The sequence below is a fragment of the Pandoraea fibrosis genome (assembly GCF_000807775.2).
Taxonomy (GTDB): domain Bacteria; phylum Pseudomonadota; class Gammaproteobacteria; order Burkholderiales; family Burkholderiaceae; genus Pandoraea; species Pandoraea fibrosis.
The window spans coordinates 4,829,764-4,846,902 of sequence record NZ_CP047385.1; the positions used below are offsets into that span (position 1 = coordinate 4,829,764).

At 60.8% G+C, this 17,139-nt stretch carries 16 protein-coding genes; 4 read left to right on the top strand and 12 right to left on the bottom strand.

Annotated features, from left to right (window positions below; translation table 11 throughout):
* Window positions 1–8: 8 nt before the first annotated feature.
* Entirely contained in the window at window positions 9–416 is a 408-nt protein-coding gene (locus PI93_RS21260; RefSeq protein WP_039375736.1) for a Zn-ribbon domain-containing OB-fold protein, read from the bottom strand.
* A 141-nt stretch (window positions 417–557) separates the two neighbouring features.
* Window positions 558–1,349, bottom strand: coding sequence for an SDR family NAD(P)-dependent oxidoreductase (locus PI93_RS21265; protein WP_039375737.1), 792 nt, complete (start codon window positions 1,347–1,349; stop codon window positions 558–560).
* 196 nt (window positions 1,350–1,545) lie between these two features.
* Between PI93_RS21265 and PI93_RS21270 the strand changes: the two genes are divergently transcribed.
* Both PI93_RS21270 and PI93_RS21275 read left to right on the top strand, forming a co-directional pair.
* Complete coding sequence (locus PI93_RS21270; RefSeq protein WP_039375739.1) at window positions 1,546–3,570, top strand: oxidoreductase; 2,025 nt, start codon at window positions 1,546–1,548, stop codon at window positions 3,568–3,570.
* Window positions 3,571–3,605: 35 nt separating this feature from the next.
* Complete coding sequence (locus tag PI93_RS21275; protein ID WP_039375741.1) at window positions 3,606–4,376, top strand: SDR family oxidoreductase; 771 nt, start codon at window positions 3,606–3,608, stop codon at window positions 4,374–4,376.
* Window positions 4,377–4,410: 34 nt separating this feature from the next.
* Here the strand turns inward: PI93_RS21275 and PI93_RS21280 are convergent, their stop codons facing one another.
* The 3 genes from PI93_RS21280 to PI93_RS21290 all read right to left on the bottom strand — a co-directional run bounded on the left by PI93_RS21280 (window position 4,411) and on the right by PI93_RS21290 (window position 7,807).
* Window positions 4,411–5,928: an AMP-binding protein gene (locus PI93_RS21280; protein WP_039375742.1), complete on the bottom strand. Its 1,518-nt coding sequence runs from the start codon at window positions 5,926–5,928 to the stop codon at window positions 4,411–4,413.
* Window positions 5,929–6,100: 172 nt separating this feature from the next.
* On the bottom strand, window positions 6,101–7,045 hold the full coding sequence (locus tag PI93_RS21285) for an electron transfer flavoprotein subunit alpha/FixB family protein (RefSeq protein ID WP_039375744.1): 945 nt from the start codon (window positions 7,043–7,045) through the stop codon (window positions 6,101–6,103).
* A 12-nt stretch (window positions 7,046–7,057) separates the two neighbouring features.
* Window positions 7,058–7,807, bottom strand: coding sequence for an electron transfer flavoprotein subunit beta/FixA family protein (locus tag PI93_RS21290; RefSeq protein ID WP_039375755.1), 750 nt, complete (start codon window positions 7,805–7,807; stop codon window positions 7,058–7,060).
* 160 nt (window positions 7,808–7,967) lie between these two features.
* Between PI93_RS21290 and PI93_RS21295 the strand changes: the two genes are divergently transcribed.
* A complete protein-coding gene (locus PI93_RS21295; RefSeq protein ID WP_039373541.1) occupies window positions 7,968–8,639 on the top strand; it encodes an NIPSNAP family protein in 672 nt (223 codons plus the stop codon).
* A gap of 62 nt (window positions 8,640–8,701) precedes the next feature.
* Here PI93_RS21295 and PI93_RS21300 read toward each other — a convergent pair whose 3' ends face one another.
* The 4 genes from PI93_RS21300 to PI93_RS21315 form a co-directional block, all read right to left on the bottom strand.
* On the bottom strand, window positions 8,702–9,655 hold the full coding sequence (locus tag PI93_RS21300) for a VOC family protein (RefSeq protein ID WP_201278411.1): 954 nt from the start codon (window positions 9,653–9,655) through the stop codon (window positions 8,702–8,704).
* A gap of 48 nt (window positions 9,656–9,703) precedes the next feature.
* Window positions 9,704–10,555 carry a fumarylacetoacetate hydrolase family protein gene (locus PI93_RS21305; protein ID WP_039373539.1) on the bottom strand — a complete coding sequence of 284 codons (852 nt, stop codon included), beginning with the start codon at window positions 10,553–10,555 and terminating at the stop codon, window positions 9,704–9,706.
* Between the two features lie 65 nt (window positions 10,556–10,620).
* Window positions 10,621–12,258: an FAD-dependent monooxygenase gene (locus PI93_RS21310; protein ID WP_039373537.1), complete on the bottom strand. Its 1,638-nt coding sequence runs from the start codon at window positions 12,256–12,258 to the stop codon at window positions 10,621–10,623.
* 58 nt (window positions 12,259–12,316) lie between these two features.
* Window positions 12,317–13,003, bottom strand: a complete 687-nt coding sequence (locus PI93_RS21315) for an SDR family NAD(P)-dependent oxidoreductase (RefSeq protein ID WP_039373536.1) — start codon at window positions 13,001–13,003, stop codon at window positions 12,317–12,319.
* Window positions 13,004–13,193: 190 nt separating this feature from the next.
* Here PI93_RS21315 and PI93_RS21320 point away from each other — a divergent pair, with 190 nt between their 5' ends.
* Complete coding sequence (locus tag PI93_RS21320; protein ID WP_039373534.1) at window positions 13,194–14,381, top strand: amidohydrolase family protein; 1,188 nt, start codon at window positions 13,194–13,196, stop codon at window positions 14,379–14,381.
* Between the two features lie 47 nt (window positions 14,382–14,428).
* Here the strand turns inward: PI93_RS21320 and PI93_RS21325 are convergent, their stop codons facing one another.
* The 3 genes from PI93_RS21325 to PI93_RS21335 are packed head-to-tail and all read right to left on the bottom strand — an operon-like array spanning window position 14,429 to window position 16,738.
* On the bottom strand, window positions 14,429–14,749 hold the full coding sequence (locus PI93_RS21325; protein ID WP_039373532.1) for a 2Fe-2S iron-sulfur cluster-binding protein: 321 nt from the start codon (window positions 14,747–14,749) through the stop codon (window positions 14,429–14,431).
* 20 nt (window positions 14,750–14,769) lie between these two features.
* Entirely contained in the window at window positions 14,770–15,378 is a 609-nt protein-coding gene (locus tag PI93_RS21330; RefSeq protein WP_039373530.1) for a TetR/AcrR family transcriptional regulator, read from the bottom strand.
* A gap of 40 nt (window positions 15,379–15,418) precedes the next feature.
* Window positions 15,419–16,738 (bottom strand): cytochrome P450, encoded by a 1,320-nt coding sequence (locus PI93_RS21335; RefSeq protein WP_052240904.1) that lies wholly within the window; start codon window positions 16,736–16,738, stop codon window positions 15,419–15,421.
* Window positions 16,739–17,139: the final 401 nt, after the last annotated feature.

Genomic DNA, 17,139 nt, shown 5'->3' on the forward strand with positions numbered 1-17,139 from the left:
GATTCTCGTTATTCGGTCACAGGCGTGAACAGCGGCAGAAACACATCCTCCACCGGTTCAAACACCACCTTGACGCGCTGCCCGATTTTCACCAGATCGGGCGGCACGCCGACAATGTTGGTGGTGAGATTCAGCCCCGGCTGCTCCGGCAAACTGACGATAGCGATGGCATACGGCACCTCCACGTCAGGAAACCATGGTTGGTGGTTAACCGTCACCGCTTCGACGGTGCCAAACCCCGACAGCACTTCGGGCGCCACATCCCGGCTCAGACATTGCGAACAAATTACCCCGGCCGGGTGCTGCCAGTGACCACACCCGCGACAACGCTGCATTCGCAATTTGCCGTCGGCCCCGCTCGTCCAGAAGAAGCGGTTGATATCGGTGAGAAGCGGAAGGGGGCGAAAGGTCGTCATAACGGTTCCCATTGAATCGAGTGGCGCCCAAGTACCGCATGTCCTCAGGCCAGTTGCATCTCAAAATGCAGATTAACACAAAACTGTTACATCGTCAGTTTTTCGAAACGCAACACGTATGTGAGTGCAGGACAACGGTCATTAGCGGCTCATATTCTCCGGCAACCCCGTGAGCGGAACCATGCTGACACCTCCGTCCACGAGCAGCGCGGCACCGGTGATGTACCTCGCGTCGGACGAGGCCAGAAAAAGTGCCGCCGCAGCGATTTCGTCAGGCGTTCCGGCGCGTGGTACCGGATATCCGGCCGACATGGCGTTGATCTGGGCATCATTGAATTTCTGCTTGAGACGATCCGACGCGATCAACCCCGGCTCTATGACGTTGACGAGAATATTCTGCCCTCCGAGTTCCACCGCCAGGCCGCGGGCAAAGGCATTCAGGTACGCTTTGCTCGCCGCGTACGGAATCAATCCGGGGACGAACGTGCGATTGGCCATCGCCGACGAAATAAAAATCATGCGCCCCTTGTCCGGTGCGTTGGCCAACAGGGGAGCCGCAGCCTTCGCAATCCAGAACGGCGCGTAAATGTTGCTCTTGATCAGATAATCGTAGGTCTCATCCGGCATACCGACAACCCGACCGTGGGCCGCATCGGCAGCGCAGTGCACGACGATATCCAGACGAGCATGCGCTTGCGCCGCCGCGTCGAAGGTGGCCTGTACCGCCTCTCGATCCGAAATATCTCCGCCGACACGCAACGCCTGGCTCCCGAGCGCCCGAATTTCGGCCACCACGGCATCGCCGTGGCGCGCTGTACGAGCCGAGACGACCACCGATGCCCCTTCCGATGCCAACGCGAGCGATACCGCTCGCCCCATTCCACGTCCGGCACCTGTCACTAGCGCCACTTTGCCTTCGAATCGACGTTGCATACGCGCTCCTCCCGATACGACCGATGTCGTCACCAATTGACGTGCCGATCGATTTATATGAGACTTCTAAAAACTAACACATTATCATTTATGTTGATTCCGCGACGTACACTTGTCAATCGGCAAAAACAGAACGGGTGGCGGTAGCGGGCCTGCGCCGTCCTACGGCACTCACGCATTCTTTAGTCGGTCATCGATGAAAGCCAGCCCCGAAAACACGCCTTACCCGTCATTGTTCAGCCCATTTCGTCTGGGCACGCTTGCCTTGCGCAACCGCACTGTCATGGCGCCGATGTCAACCAACATGAGCCATCCTGACGGTTCGGTCTCCCCACGGCAGGTAGCGTTCTACCAGGCGCGGGCCGCCGGCGGCATTGGATTGATCATTGTCGAGTTCTGTTGTGTCGACGCAGCCACCGGGCGCTCGGAGCATCGGCAACTCACCCTGGAGACCCCTCACTTCCTCGATGGCCATCAACGGCTGGTTGAAGGTATTCACCGGGGGGGCGCGGCGGCCGCACTACAACTACAGCACGGTGGCAACGGTGCCGTTCGAAGTCTGTTGGTCGACGGCATCGCGGTAGCGCCCAGCGACGTCCCCTCTCGACGGGACCCCACAAAGCGCTCGGCGCGCGCCCTTACGGCAGACGAAATCGAGCAACTGATCGAACGTTTCGGACGCACGGCCGAGTTGGGTGTTCGCGCGGGTTACGACGCTTTCGAGTTGCATGGTGCGCACGGCTATCTGCTGACGTCGTTCCTGTCGCCGATGACCAATCATCGCGAAGACGCTTGGGGCGGCGATGAAGCCCGCCGTCTGCAATTTCCCTCGCAGGTGATCGCCCGGGTGAAATCCGCGATTGGCAACCGTCCGCTGATCTATCGATTGTCCGCCGACGAATTCAGCCCGCACGGACTGAACATCGACGACATGGTGCGAATCGCCCCGGCTTTGGTACGAGCCGGTGCAGATGCGTTGCACGTTTCCATCGGCACCGGATGGACCGGACTGGACAAGGTCATCGAACCGATGTCGGTCCCCGAAGGCTGGCGCTTGCCCTACGCACGCAGAATTCGCGCCGCTGTCGACGTGCCTGTCATTGGGGTCGGCCAGATACGTTGGCCCGAAACCGCGGAGGGAGCAATCGTCCGTGGCGACGCCGACCTGGTTGCCTTGGGACGCCCTCTGCTCGCGGATCCCGAGTGGCCCAACAAGGCCAAACGAGGGGAGATCGAAGCGATCCGGCCATGCACCTCGTGCAACTATTGCGTCTCCATGCACGCCGGAGAACACGGCGGCATCGGGTGTGCTGAAAATCCACGCACCGGCCGCGAGCTCGATGCTCTGCCCGATGCGGGGGCATTGCGAGGTGCGCGAGCCGTGGTGATCGGTGGCGGCCCGGGAGGCATGTCGGCCGCACTCATGCTCGATGCTGCCGGGTTTCGCACCGAGCTCTTCGAGGCGCGCCAACAGTTGGGGGGTGGCCTGATCGCATCCGCAGCGCCTCCCGACAAGGAGAAACTTGGTTGGTATCAGCAATACCTCGAGCAATGCCTCGCAAGCGCCGATATCAAGGTTCATTTGGGGCACCGGGTGCGGAGTGAAGATTTATTGAGCGCTCCACCGGCAATCGTTGTCGTGGCAGGCGGCGGCACCCCGAAGCCGATGTCCATCGACGGCATAAGCCTGCCGAACGTGCATGATGCCTATGCGCTGCTAATGGGTGACGCAAGCGCCCTGCCCGCTCCGGGGCAACACCCGGTGATGGTCTACGGTGGCGGAGAAACCGGCTGCGAAACCGCCGAGTACCTGGCTGCACGCCACTATCGAGTCGTGCTGGTATCGCGCTCTGCGGCCAAACAACTCGCACGATCCGCAGAAATGATCTACCGACAGGTGCTGCTCGCCCGCCTACAGGCCAATCCTGCGATTGAGATCGTCGACGAATACGAAATCCGACGCATAGCCCCCGACGGCACCGTCACATTGGTCTCACCGAGCGGCCAGTCCAAAGAGGTACAGACCGATGCCGTCCTGATCGCCCAGGGACGAACCCCCGACACATCGCTGACCGAAGCCTTGCTCGAGGCAGGCATCCCCGTCGTCACGATCGGCGATGCCCGTCGGGGCGGACGTATCGGCGACGCCGTGAATCAGGCGTATAGCGCGGTGGTCGCGCTATGCGCCACCGGCGCGCCCCCGCGTGAACTCCGTTGCTGATGCCGCAAGCCTCCCTCATTTCGCCGACACAACTCATGCTCATAGATTCCATGTTTGATCTTGCAGGAAAGGTGGCCCTCGTCAACGGCGGCAGCCGGGGTATTGGTGAGGCCATCGCGAGAACCCTTTCCGCCTATGGCGCACATGTGGTGATCGCCAGCCGCAAGGCCGACGCGTGCGAGCAGGTTGCCCACAGCATCCGCGAATCGGGCGGGCAAGCCAGTGCGAGGCCCTGCCACCTGGGCGACTTGACGCAAATCGAAGCGACCTTTGCCGAGATCGAAGCCACTCACGGAGGCTTGGACATACTCGTCAACAATGCCGCAGCCAACCCGTACCAGGGCCCCATCGTCGATACCTCGCCCGCCGTCTTTGCGAAGACGGTCGACGTCAACGTCCGGGGTTTCTTCTACAGTTCCGTGTGTGCTGCCCGGCAGATGGCTCGCCGAGGCGGTGGCTCGATTCTGAACGTGGCGTCGGTCAACGCGTTCGCCCCGGGGGATCAACAGGGTATCTATTCGATTACCAAGGCAGCGGTCATTTCCATGACGCTGGCGTTTGCCCGCGAATGCGCGGCTGACAACATCCGTGTGAATGCCCTGGTACCGGGGCCGACCGATACCCGCTTCGCCGCGCCCCTGATCCATGACCCAGCGTCCATGGCGTCGCTGATGCCTCGGTTACCGCTGGGTCGCGTCGGGCAACCAAGCGACATGGTCGGTGCCGCCCTTTATCTCGTCTCGGATGCGGCGAGCTTTACCACTGGGGCCAGCCTCACCGTGGACGGCGGCTTCCTGCTCTCCTGAGCTGCCCAGCGGCCGTCCCGGTTGCCCGCCGCGCTTAGTCGAGCGCGATCAGCCGCTTGAGTAGCTTTCCTGTCGGTGTTCGCGGCACAGCCTCGACGAAGCGCACCTTGCGCGGGCACTTGAACGACGCCAAATGCGCACGACAGTAGCTGCTCAGCGCGGCGGCGAGGCGCTCATCCGGCGCCACGCCCGGCGTGGGAACAACAACGGCTGTCACGATTTCACCCAGGTCTTCGTCGGGAGTGCCGATAACGGCAAGATCGTGTACGTCGGGGTGCAAGGTGAGCAGGCTCTCGATTTCCTGAGGATAAATGTTCACACCGCCCGATACGATCATGTTGGCCTTGCGATCCGTCAGGTAGAGATACCCGTCGGCGTCCACGTAGCCGATGTCGCCAACCGTACTTCGTCCCTGGGCATCGTATGCCGCACGCGTCTTGTCTTCCGCCTTGTGATACGAGAAAGCGACGCCCGCCGACTCGAACCAGATCAATCCCGGCTCTCCCGGTGGCATCGGCTGCCCTGCGTCGTCGGTGATGCGAATGCTTCCCCGAGTCACCTTGCCGACCGACCCGGGATGGGCGAGCCACTCATGAGGCCCGATCATCACAAATCCGTTGGCCTCGGTGCTGGAGTAGAACTCATGGAGGATGGGGCCCCACCATGCCATCATTCGGCGCTTGACCTCCACCGGACACGGCGCACCCGCGTGAATCACCCGCTGGAGGGACGCCGTCGAATACCTGGCGCGAACTTCGCTGTCCAGTTTCAGCAATCGAACAAAGTGAGTCGGCACCATTAGGGCATGTGTGACCCCATGCTGGGAAATCAGTTGCAGGCAGGTGTGCGCGTCGTACTTGTCCAACGCAATGACCGTCGCCCCCAGTCGCTGGGCCGCCCCCATCCAGCTAAGCGGGGCGGCATGGTACAGCGGCCCTGCCAGCAACAACACACTGTCGGGGCCGATACCGAATCCGTCGCGCAGAAGCTCCGCGATAGCGACAAACTCCCCGTACCGCTGCCTCGGCCGGTCGTATTTCACGCCCTTGGGGCGCCCGGTCGTGCCCGACGAGTAGAGCATCATGGCCCCCTCCACCGCCGGTGCATCCGCGAATATCTTCTCGGCGGCGTCCACGATCGTTTCGTAACGGGCATACCCGCTCACATCGCGATCCATGCACAGTGCCACCCGGATCAGAGCGGGGAATTCGGGAAGCAAGGACTCGGCGAGATCGGCCGATGTCACGACACAGACAGCGTCGCTATCCTGCACGATATAAGCGACATCGGCGGGCAAGAGATGGTGATTGATGAACGTATAACGCAGGCCGGATCGCTGCGCGGCCCACATGATTTCGGCAGCCTCGACCCGGTTTTCCAAAAGAACGGCAACCGTGTCGCCCTCACGCAACCCCTCTCGCGCCCAGTAAGCGGCGAGTTGACGGCTGCGCTGACTCAGACGCCGATAATCTAACGTGGTCGCGCCATTGGCATTGGCGACGACAAGCGCCGCCCTGGCGGGGGTGGCGGCGATGTGGTCATCCGGTCGCATCGGATAGTCTCAAACGGGAATGGCGGGTGGCAATGGGCCTGTCATCCAGATCGATGGCATGCAAGAACGCACAGTTTCCCGCATGCGATGCCCTCAAAAAATCGGTTACATCCCTAGTCCGCGCCGCGCATCGCATTCGGGCTGCACTCTCGCGCGGACAGCCCGAACCCGATCAGGCAATGGCCTTTACGAGAAGCGGAACCGCAGAGAACAAATCGTCTACGAGCCCGAAATCGGCCACCGAAAAAATCGGCGCTTCCGGATCCTTGTTGATCGCCACGATCACCTTCGAATCCTTCATTCCGGCCAAATGCTGGATTGCCCCCGAGATACCCACCGCCACGTATAACTCTGGCGCGACGATCTTGCCCGTCTGGCCGACCTGGTAGTCATTGGGGACATACCCTGCGTCCACGGCAGCGCGAGAGGCCCCCAACGCCGCGTGAAGCTTGTCGGCCAGCGGGGTCAGCACATTGGCATAGTTCTCCGACGACCCCAGGCCGCGCCCACCCGACACAATAATCTTTGCTGAGGTCAGTTCCGGACGGTCAAGTTTCGTCACCTGTCGACCCACGAATTGCGACAGGCCCGAATCCTTGACCGCCGGCACTGACTCGATCAAAGCGTCCCCACCACTCGGTGAGGCCGCATCGAATCCGGTTCCGCGCACAGTGATGACCTTGACGACATCGGCGCTCTGTACCGTAGCGATAGCATTGCCCGCGTAGATCGGACGCTCAAACGTATCGGCACTTTCGACGCGAGTGATATCTGAAATCTGAGCCACGTCGAGCAACGCCGCCACGCGCGGCGCCACGTTCTTCCCGTAGGGTGTGGCCGGCGCCAGAATGTGCGTGTAGCCATGCGCCATTGCGACCACCTGCGCCGCCACATTCTCAGCCAACCCGTCGCCCAAATGTGCCGCGTCGGCCAGCCATACCTTCGCGACACCCGCAATCTTTGCGGCGGCCTCTGCCGCGGTCGCGGCATTGGCGCCGGCCACCAGCACGTGTACGTCGGCGTCGCCCGACGCACAGTTCAGCGCCGCGGTGACCGTATTCAAGGTGGCCGACTTGATCGTTTGATTGTCGTGATCCGCAATTACCAAAATGCTCATCGTTGTGTCTCCTTAAAGCACTTTGGCTTCGTTTTGCAGTTTCTCGACCAACGCCCCGATATCCGGCACTTTCACTCCCGCCCCCCGCGCAGGCGGTTCCGCAACCCGCAGAGTCTTCAGACGAGGCGACACGTCCACGCCCAAATCCGCTGACTTGATGACCGCCAGTGGCTTCCTTTTTGCTGCCATGATGTTGGGCAACGTCACGTAACGCGGCTCATTCAAGCGCAGATCCGTCGTCACCACGGCGGGGAGCGACAACGACAGCGTCTCCAACCCGCCATCCACTTCGCGTGTCACCTCAACCCGATCGCCGACCACCGCGACTTTCGATGCAAACGTTGCTTGGGGCAGTTTCGCCAGCGCCGCGAGCATCTGCCCGGTCTGATTCGAGTCGTCGTCGATCGCCTGCTTTCCCAGGATCACCAACTGCGGCTGTTCACGGTCCACCAACGCTTTGAGCAGCTTGGCGACGGCCAGGGGCTCCAGCGCCTGATCCGATTCAATCAGAATCGCCCGGTCCGCACCGATCGCCAGCGCCGTGCGCAACGTCTCCTGCGCTTGAGATACCCCCGCAGACACTGCGATCACCTCCGTAGCCACACCGGCCTCCCTCAATCGCACCGCCTCCTCTACCGCGATCTCGTCGAAGGGGTTCATCGACATCTTCACATTGGCGATATCGACACCACTCCCGTCGCGCTTTACGCGGATCTTCACGTTGTAATCCGTGACGCGTTTTACCGGCACCAGAATCTTCATCTCGTCCCCAAGCAGTTCTTCGCTGAACACCGTATGATGCTCACTCCAATAACTGATATTATATCAGTTATTGGAGTTCAGCAACCCGATCGCAAGCCCCGCAACCCATGGAAACGCGGCGATGCCCGGGCCCTTCTTTTTTTACCTATGAGATGACGTTATGGAAACTTTGGACGAATCGTTCGTCGAACTTCGCCTCTATCACGTCGCATCGGGACGCATGCCCGATATGCGCGCGCGCCTTCAGGAAGATTTGTGTCGTGTCTTCCCGCGTCACGGCATCGTCCCTGCGGCGACGTGGGACGTCTTGGCCGGCCCAAACACGCCGCTTCTGGCATATGTGACGCCTTGGCCCGACATGGCGACCCGCACCCGGGCCTGGGCTGGCTTCTACGCAGATCCCGACTGGGCCGAGATCCGTGCGCGAACCAATGCGGGCAGTGAGTTGGTCGAGCGCTTTGACATCCTGTTTCTCCGAGCGATCGTACCGTGGCACTTGCCCGAAAACGGAGTGCGCCCGGCACTCACCGAGATGGTGGTTCAGTCGACGACAGTCGGACTCTCTGGCCCGGTGAGAGACGAGATTACCCACGGGCTTGCGCCCGAAGTAAAGGGCTCTGGTGCCCATTTGTATGGTGCGTTTGATGTCACCAGCGGCTATACCTCGCCCAGCGCCGTCTATTTCATCGGCTGGAACGATTCCGAACAGCGCGTCGCGGCACAGGCGGCCATAGACACGCGAATTCGTACTCGCCGGCATGCCCACCAGCCCGCTTTGCTGGAGCGGGCGGATCGCTATCTGATGTCGGAAATCAAGGTGGACTGGGCGTGACGTAACAGGTCGGCAGCGAACCGCACCCCGCGAACGCGCGGGATGCGGATGCAGGAACGCTGTCAGAACCCGGGGACGTAAGGATTCGGGGCACGCAGACCATTGGCCGCGGCCTCAAGTCGCATTTGCAGCAGATGTGCTTTTTGCTGCTCAGGCATGTCATACAGCCGATCATGCCCCCACAGACTGGGCCCGCCAAAGGTTTCGTGCGGCGACCAGCTCTCGGGATCGATGATCAAGCCGCCCCAACCGTACTCGACAAAGAAGCCGGAAGGGGTGTGCACGTAGAACGACGTGACCTGATCGTTGAGATGCCTGCCCAGCGTGTAGGCCACACGCCCCGACTCCTGCTGTGCGAGATCATAGGCTTGCCCCACGTCGTCCAGACTGCACAACTCCACCATGAAGTGATGGAACGCACGCCGCCCGGAGCCCACCATGGCAAAGCTATGGTGCCGATGGTTCAGATGGAAAAAGTACAGTTTGTAAGGTGTCAAACCATAGTCGGTGGTCCGAAAACCGAGCAGGTCCCGATAGAACGGCAACAGCGCATCGACGTCTTCAACATGCAACACGACGTGCCCCATGCCAAGCGCGCCGGTACGGAATCCAGACAGCGGACGCCCCGGCGCAAAGGGTGCCGTGGCCAACGCGGCCGAACAGAATGCCTCAAGGCGGTTACCCACCGGGTCGCAAAAGGCAATCAGCTCGCTCACATGACGTTGCTCGCACAGTGCTCGCGTGCCGACCTCGACGCGAACTCCCGCATTCTCAAGACGTGACGCGAGCGCTGACAGATCGTTGGCACTGTCGACTTCCCAACCCATGAAGTCCAAGGCGTCGTGGGCGCCTTCACTCACCACCAGGCGCTGGGCACGCTCATCCATACGAAAAAGCCGGGTCCCAGCGCTGCCGTCGACCTGCTGCATGCCCAGTAGCCGCGTGCTGAAGTCGCTCCACTCAGCGAGCTTCGAGGTGCGCAACCCCAGATATCCCAATGCTTTGAGCTCCATCATTCCCCCTACTGCGCGAGGCGCGCAGGCGCACCTCGCGGCGCTTTGCGATCAGACTTCATCGGCAATCGAGTTGCGCAGCACGCCAATCTGCGAAATTTCGACTTCGACCACGTCACCTGGCTTCATCCACAACGGCGGCGTCCGCTTCGCGCCAACGCCCCCCGGGGTGCCGGTTACCAGCACATCTCCCGGCTCCAGCGGCAGGATGGTCGAGCAGTACTCGATCAACGCCGGGATGTCCGTGATCATCAGATTGGTCGTGGTGTGCTGTACGACCTGGCCATTCAGTCGGGTCTCGAGCGTCAACCGGGTCGGGTCGGGAATGTCGTCCGTGGTCACCAGCCAGGGGCCGAACGCGCCCGTGCCGGCAAACGTCTTGCCCGGCAGGAATTGACTCGTGTGCTTCTGCCAGTCGCGCACGCTGCCGTCGTTATAGGCGCTGTAGCCTGCCACATAGGAAAGTGCATCTGCGCGAGAGATGTGGCGACCACGCTTGCCAATGATCACGGCCATTTCGCCCTCGAAGTCGAAATCGCTCGAGATCTTCGGTCTCACCATATCGACACCATGGCCGACCTGACTACCGGGCCATCGCGCGAACAACACCGGCTTTTCAGTCTGAGTACGCCCCGTCTCCGCCAAATGATCGTGGTAATTGAGCCCGACGCAGATGATCTTGTCAGGATTGGGAATCACCGGTAGAAGCTTGACATCGGCCAACGCAAAGTCTGCGGCGCTCTCTTCCACGACGCGGCGAGCAGCCGCCAGACCGTCGATTTCGAGCAGCGCGCGCAACGTGGGCGCATCACTGCCGAATCGCCGACCGAGGTCGACAATGCCGTTCTCGCGCACCGCACCATAGCCGGCTTTTCCGGCCAATTCAAAGGAGACAAGCTTCATGAAACCTCTCTGTTCACTTCATTAACGTGAATGCGTGGGCGACAGGCCGTCGCCCCATACCGAAATTAGTCGCCTTTCGCCAAGCGCCCCAGTACTCGGGAGAAAATCGCCTCGGCCTGACGTTCGTCGTCACATTGTTCGCCGCGCCAGGCCACATGCCGGTCGGGCCGAACGAGCAGCAGCCCCCGCCCAAACAGCGCATGCCAGCGCGATGTATCGTGCATGACCACCGCAAGAGGAATCCCCAACCGGGCAGCCACCGATACCAGCGCATTGCCCGGCACGGCGCCGCCAACGCAGACCAACGTGAACCACGGCCCCAGCGTGGCGTGATTTGAGGTGCCGTTGTCGAACCACACGCTGGGCAACCGCGCCCCCGGCGCGACGCTCGGCACGTAATGAAGCGGATCGTCGGAGGCGTCACGCGTGCCTGAGTCGGCGCATACAATCGGCGAATCGCGGTAGACGTAGCCCAGCTCAATCCCAAAACTTTCGTTCTCCGCGTTGCCCAGCTCGCCGATACGCTCTCCGATGGACAGGCGATGGGCATCGGCTTGCGCACCGTCACCATCAAGCCGGTCGTCGTACAGGCCCGCGATCGTCTTTCGCATCTCGTTGTGCCGCCCGGAGCCCTCTCGGTTGCGCAAGCCGACAGGCCGTCGCTCGGTCTCATAGGAACTCGTCAAACCCGCACCGCCGAAACCACGCACGCGAGCCGCCAACTTCCACCCGAGGTCGCAGGCATCCCCGATACCCGTATTCATGCCGTAGCCACCCGTCGGAATGTACTGATGGGCGGCATCGCCCGCGAGAAAAATGCGCTCGCCGTCCGAGTAGCGATCGGCCACCAGCAAGTGAGGCGTCCAGGCATTCGACACCAATACCTCGTGATCGATATCCTCGCCGATGAAATCCCGCACCAACGCCCGGGGATCAACGTTTTCAGGACGCACCCCTTCGGGCCAGCGCGTATGCAGCGTCCAGACGTCGCGGTCGTTCTGCGCAATCAACGTGCCTCTCGGCGATTGGTAATGCCAGGCGACACCCCAGCGCTGCAGCAGATGACGCGCGTCGGACCGGAAGTGCGTCATGAATCGCTGCATCACGGCCGCTTGTCCGTCGAGCGCCACGCCCATTTGCTGGCGCACACGACTGCCGCCGCCATCGCATCCGACGAGGAATTCGCAGGCCACCTGTTCGATCGTCCCGTCCTCCTCACGACGCAGCGTCACGACGACCTGTTCGTCTGACGCGGCGTACGCTTCGAACGCCACTCCCCAACGCGCATCCACCAACGGTTCATCGAGAATGGCGCGTTGCAGCACAGGCTCGATCTCCACCTGCGAGACGCGCATCGGCGCTTCGCACGGCAACGTACCGTCGTTGATCTCGCGAATGCGCTCACGCCATTGCGTCACACTCGCATAACGGAAACGATGCAATTCGTGGCCGTTCATGCGTGTGACCCACGACACATCAAAGTTGTGGTCAGGGTGCACGGCGACGGCCCGCAGTGCATCGGCCAGGCCCAACTGCGCAAAACACTCCATGCTCCGCGCGTTGGTGATATCCATCTTCGGATGACGTGTCGTGCCTGGGTTGCGCTCCACCAAAAGACTGCGCACGCCATAACGTGCCAGCGCGAGGGCAAGGGTCATGCCAACGGGCCCGCCGCCAGCAATCAGAACCGGAATCTTCTTCATGTGAGATTTCGTTAAGCGGAAATGAGCGGCGCGGCTAGGCGCGAGCGCCGCCAAAAATTCACGACAGGCCGACCACCGGCACAACGGCACCGTTGACGGCACACGCCTGATCCGACGCGAGGAAGGCAATCACCGCGGCAAGGTCTCGTGGACTGACCCACCGCGTGGGGTCTGCGTCGGGCATGGCGCCACGGTTGGCAGGGGTATCGATGATGCTCGGCGCCACGGCGTTTACACGCACGCCGTGTTCTCGCACCTCAAGCGCCATCGATTCGGTGAGTCGGGCCACGGCGTCCTTGGCGGCGCAATAGGCCCCCATCGACGCCTTGCCGCTCGACGCAGAGGCTGCCGCCACGTTGACGACCGCTCCTCCTCCGGCAGCGATCATGCCCGGCACGACCGCCCGGCAAGCATGAATCAACGTCGTCACATTCAACGCCATCATCCGTTGCCACAGCGCATCCGCGGTTTCGTGCACCGCCGGCCCCATGTCAAAACCGCCTGCGATATTGCAAAGCACGGAGACGCCCGGCAATCGAGCGAGCGCGGCATCGGTGGCGTCCCATCGCGTGAGGTCGGTCGCGACGGTTTGCACTCGTTCGTTATCGCCGTAGAGCATCTGCAACGCCTGCGCGTCAAGATCCACCGCCACCAACATATCGCCACGAGCGAGGAACATCTCGCATACCGCCCGGCCCAAAGCGCCAGCGGCACCGGTCACCATCACGACCGCTCCTTTGGACATCGCTATCTCCTTGGCATTTCGCCTGATCGTTATCTTTTTACAAACTAACACATCGTTAGTTTTCGTTCAACCCCATCAGATCCGCAACGATTTCGCTCGCCCCCCATCAATTGACCGCCATCAATAACTGACATATATTTAGTTATTAGAATTCGTCACACCCAATCCATTTTGTATAGCGAGGACCAAGATGACTGTCGCGAATTACCCGGTGTATGACGCTGATCGACATTTCTACGAGCCCCCCGAGGCCTTTCTGCGCCATCTTCCGAAGAAGTTTCAGAAAGAGTTTCAGTATGTAGAGGTCAACGGCCGGACCAAGCTGGCCGTAGCAGGCGTGCTCTCGGACTACATTCCGAACCCGACCTTTGAAGTCGTGGCGGCGCCGGGCTCACATGAGAAGTGGTATCGCGGGCAGAACCCGGAAGGCTTGTCGCTCCGGGAATGCACGGGCGCACCGGTGCCCTCTCAAGCCGCGTTTCACAGTGGCGATGCGCATTTGAAGGTGATGGATGAGCAGCGCATTCATGCCGGCCTGTTCATCCCGACGCTGGCGTCGATCATCGAAGAGCGCCTGGCGCATAAGCCGGACGTGATTCATGCGCTGCTTCAGAGCGTGAATCGCTGGACTGCCGATGAGTGTGGATTCGCGCACCAAGGCCGCCTGTTCCCGGTGCCGATGATCAATCTGTCGAACGTCGATGCCGCCTGCGAGGAACTGGATTACCTGCTGGCAGCCGGCGCGCGAGTCGTGGGCATTCGTCCGGCCCCCGTCACCGGGCTCACGGGCGGTCGATCCATGGGCTTTGAGGAGTTTGATCCGTTCTGGGCACGCATCAACGAAGCAAAGATCTTTGTCGTGATGCACGTATCCGACTCCGGTTACGACAAGATCTATCAGTGGTGGACGGCGGGCGGGAAAGGCGAGTTCCGTCCGTTCGAAAAGGACCCCTTTGGCGAAATTCTCGACTGGATGGGACGTCCGATCGCTGACTCATTGGGCGCATTGATCTGCCACGGCGTATTCGATCGATTCCCGAATGTGCGAGTCGCCTCACTGGAGAACGGTTCCGGTTGGCTGGAGCCGCTGCTGCATCGCCTGAACATGACGTATCACAAGATGCCGAAGGCCTTCCGCCGGCATCCGGTTGAGACATTCCGTCAGCATGTCTACGTTGCGCCGTTCTATGAAGATCCCGTCGAGAAAGTGATCGAGCTGATCGGCGTGGAGCGCGTTCTCTTCGGTAGTGATTGGCCCCATCCGGAAGGGCTGGCACATCCGCTCGATTTCTTCAAGGATATCGAGAGCCTGAGTGCCGAACAGACGCAGCGCGTCATGAGTACCAATTTGAAGGAATTGCTCGAGGGCGTTCGATAGTTCAATAATGAGCGTCGCCGGCCCGATTCATGCGGGCCGGCGACGAATCACCAGGTGTTTGCGGGCACGTGGACGACCATGCCATCCATCTCCGTGTGCACGATGATCTGACAAGTCAAACGGCTGGTGGGTCGAGGTTCCAGCGTTCCCTCCAACATCATCTTCTCGTCCTCGGACGGTGGCGGCAGGCGCGCAAACCACACGTCGTCGACATACACATGACAAGTCGCGCAACTGCAAGACCCGCCGCATTCCGCCGGAATGCCGGGCACCATCTCCTTCACCGCCGCTTGCATCAGCGAATATCCAGCGTCAGCGGGCACCTCATGCGTCACACCACCCGGTTCGACAAAATAGATTGTCGGCATTGCTCTCCCCTCACATATGTCTAGTTGACAAGCGTCTTCGCGAACGCGTGATCCGGCACAAACACCGGCAAGATAAAACAACGAATATGTCGACGTAATGTGGCCTCATCGCACGGTCGCATGGCGAGTAGCGCCAGCAACTCCCTGAGAAACCAAGAAAGTGTGGCCTCGAGATCGAGACCGGTACGTATCCCGGGTTCCTTGAGCAACAGATGCAGGACGGCTCGGATACGCTGTCGATAAGTGGCGTGGAAAAGCGCTTGCCCTTGGGTATGCGATGTCGCCTCGAATACATTCTCCAGCCAGGGCTGACGAGGCATTTCCAGCACGCCACGCACAAGCGCCAACTCGATGCGCTGCGCTATGCCCCCTTCCCTGGCCATCAATATGCCAATGGCGGCTTGCGCTGCCGGGCCAACCTGCTCGCCAATCAACGCTTCGAGAATCGCATCCTTGTTGCCATATCTTCGATAGAGCGTGGCGCGGGAGATCCCCGCGACCTCGGCAATATCGTCAACCTTTGTGCGATCCAACCCAAGACGGTTGACACATTCCTGGGTCGCGTCGATCACTCGCTGATGGAAAGCACTCGGCGGTACCGGCTCAATGTCGATACCCTGATCGCTCATGGGTTCTCGTGCCTTGGTGTGTGGGGGCGTCATGTCGGCCTCACTCGCCATGCGAAGTCACGGGACACCGCGTCGCAGAGGGTGACGAATGCGCAGGGCATCCCTCGTTTTCCGCCGCATACCAGCGCGCGCTCGGGCCGTCTCCGAGCACGATCCCGGGCGTGAAACGAACAGGCATCTGCTTGATTCCGTTGGCGAAGTTTGAGCGCAAACGCACGACCGGCCCGGCGAGCGACATATCTGGCATACGCTCCAGAAGCGCGTCGAAAACCGCCACCAGTTCAGATCGGGCCAGCATCGACCCCAGGCATTGGTGGATGCTGCCGCGCACGCCGAACGCCTGATGTTCACGCGCGTTGTGCCGATCAACGTCAAACACATCCGGATTGGCAAACACCGATTCATCACGGCTGCCGGAGCAATACCAGAGCACGACCTGCTGTCCAGCCTTGATGGCCTGTCCGCCCACCTGGGTGTCGACCAAAGCCTTGCGTCCGAAACACATGGCCGGCGTACTCCAGCGCAGCATTTCCTCGATGGCGTTGGGCAATTTACTGCGATCTTCGATAAGCTTGCGGCGCTGATCCGGGTGTTCGATCAGCGCCAGTGAGCCCTGCAATATCTGTGTGCGCGTGGTTTCGGTGCCCGCGGTCGCAAGCAACAGGAAGAAACAACCGAGGTCCACGTCCGACAGCCTCTCGCCGTTCTCCTTGGCTGCCGCGATGGTGCTGAAGATATCGCCCTGAGGATTGCGCCGACGCTCGGCCCCCAGGCGGCTAGCGTATTCGAACATCTCTTCGGCGGCTTGCTTGCTGCTGATATGCCGCGTGGCGTCCGGATCTGCGCTGCCGACGGTTGCATCGGCCCACGCGAACAATCGAGCTCGATCCGATTCGGGCACGCCAAGCATTTCCGCCACGATCTCGATCGGAACATAGGCCGCCACGTCGACAAGGTTGCACTCACCGGACTCGATTACCGAGTCGATGATGCGCGTGGTCAGGACACGCACGCGCTCATTGATGCCCAGAATCGCCTTCTGCGTAAATGCGCTCATGATGACGCGTCGAAGAAAGCCGTGACGAGGCGGATCGGACAGGATGATGTTGTGATCGATATCCCGCGCCAGTGTGTATTCCGGGATAGGCAGCGGCAGAATATTGGCGCGCGAGCTGAAGACTTCCGGACGTTTCTCCACATCCGCAATATCTGCATAGCGCGTAATCGACCAAAAACCGTCATCCCCGACGCGCGGAACCCAGGAAACCGGTGCTTCACGCCGCATCATCGCAAAGTAGTCGTATGGGACCGCCGTGAAAAAGGCATCGGGGTCCGCCAGATTAACGTCACCAATCTTCATCGTGTGTCTCGCTCCAGGTATGTTGGCAGTTCGGTGAGACGGAAATGAAAATTCGTCTCACCGGACAATCGGAATAATAGGCGAGCACAAACTGATTAACAATCAGTTTTTTAATTTTGTTCGATGATGGAGAAACCCTCTGCTTTTCCCGTCAGACGTTTTCTGGGAGAGGGAATTGCCACATGACCTGTCCCATCGGGTCATCCGGACGGACGGGCATCCTTTCTATCGGCAACGTTACGAAGAAGCTCGGGGCGACAACCCGCCGTCAAGCCGTGGTTTAGGCGATCAGCCCCCCCCCCTCAGGAAGCCACCGAAACACGCGGATTGATTTGAAATATTCGAAGCCTACAGACGAAAAAAATGCCCGCTAAATTAGCGGGCACTTCTTTGCAAAGCCA

What these genes read in the sequence shown, in the direction of transcription:
- PI93_RS21280 (WP_039375742.1), bottom strand. Translation starts at nt 5,928, where the DNA reads ATGCGACCGGATGACCACATCGCCGCCACCCCCGCCAGGGCGGCGCTT.
- PI93_RS21265 (WP_039375737.1), bottom strand. Translation starts at nt 1,349, where the DNA reads ATGCAACGTCGATTCGAAGGCAAAGTGGCGCTAGTGACAGGTGCCGGA.
- PI93_RS21315 (WP_039373536.1), bottom strand. Translation starts at nt 13,003, where the DNA reads ATGTCCAAAGGAGCGGTCGTGATGGTGACCGGTGCCGCTGGCGCTTTG.
- PI93_RS21260 (WP_039375736.1), bottom strand. Translation starts at nt 416, where the DNA reads ATGACGACCTTTCGCCCCCTTCCGCTTCTCACCGATATCAACCGCTTC.
- PI93_RS21295 (WP_039373541.1), top strand. Translation starts at nt 7,968, where the DNA reads ATGGAAACTTTGGACGAATCGTTCGTCGAACTTCGCCTCTATCACGTC.
- PI93_RS21275 (WP_039375741.1), top strand. Translation starts at nt 3,606, where the DNA reads ATGCTCATAGATTCCATGTTTGATCTTGCAGGAAAGGTGGCCCTCGTC.
- PI93_RS21310 (WP_039373537.1), bottom strand. Translation starts at nt 12,258, where the DNA reads ATGAAGAAGATTCCGGTTCTGATTGCTGGCGGCGGGCCCGTTGGCATG.
- PI93_RS21335 (WP_052240904.1), bottom strand. Translation starts at nt 16,738, where the DNA reads ATGAAGATTGGTGACGTTAATCTGGCGGACCCCGATGCCTTTTTCACG.
- PI93_RS21290 (WP_039375755.1), bottom strand. Translation starts at nt 7,807, where the DNA reads ATGAAGATTCTGGTGCCGGTAAAACGCGTCACGGATTACAACGTGAAG.
- PI93_RS21300 (WP_201278411.1), bottom strand. Translation starts at nt 9,655, where the DNA reads ATGATGGAGCTCAAAGCATTGGGATATCTGGGGTTGCGCACCTCGAAG.
- PI93_RS21330 (WP_039373530.1), bottom strand. Translation starts at nt 15,378, where the DNA reads ATGAGCGATCAGGGTATCGACATTGAGCCGGTACCGCCGAGTGCTTTC.
- PI93_RS21285 (WP_039375744.1), bottom strand. Translation starts at nt 7,045, where the DNA reads ATGAGCATTTTGGTAATTGCGGATCACGACAATCAAACGATCAAGTCG.
- PI93_RS21270 (WP_039375739.1), top strand. Translation starts at nt 1,546, where the DNA reads ATGAAAGCCAGCCCCGAAAACACGCCTTACCCGTCATTGTTCAGCCCA.
- PI93_RS21320 (WP_039373534.1), top strand. Translation starts at nt 13,194, where the DNA reads ATGACTGTCGCGAATTACCCGGTGTATGACGCTGATCGACATTTCTAC.
- PI93_RS21325 (WP_039373532.1), bottom strand. Translation starts at nt 14,749, where the DNA reads ATGCCGACAATCTATTTTGTCGAACCGGGTGGTGTGACGCATGAGGTG.
- PI93_RS21305 (WP_039373539.1), bottom strand. Translation starts at nt 10,555, where the DNA reads ATGAAGCTTGTCTCCTTTGAATTGGCCGGAAAAGCCGGCTATGGTGCG.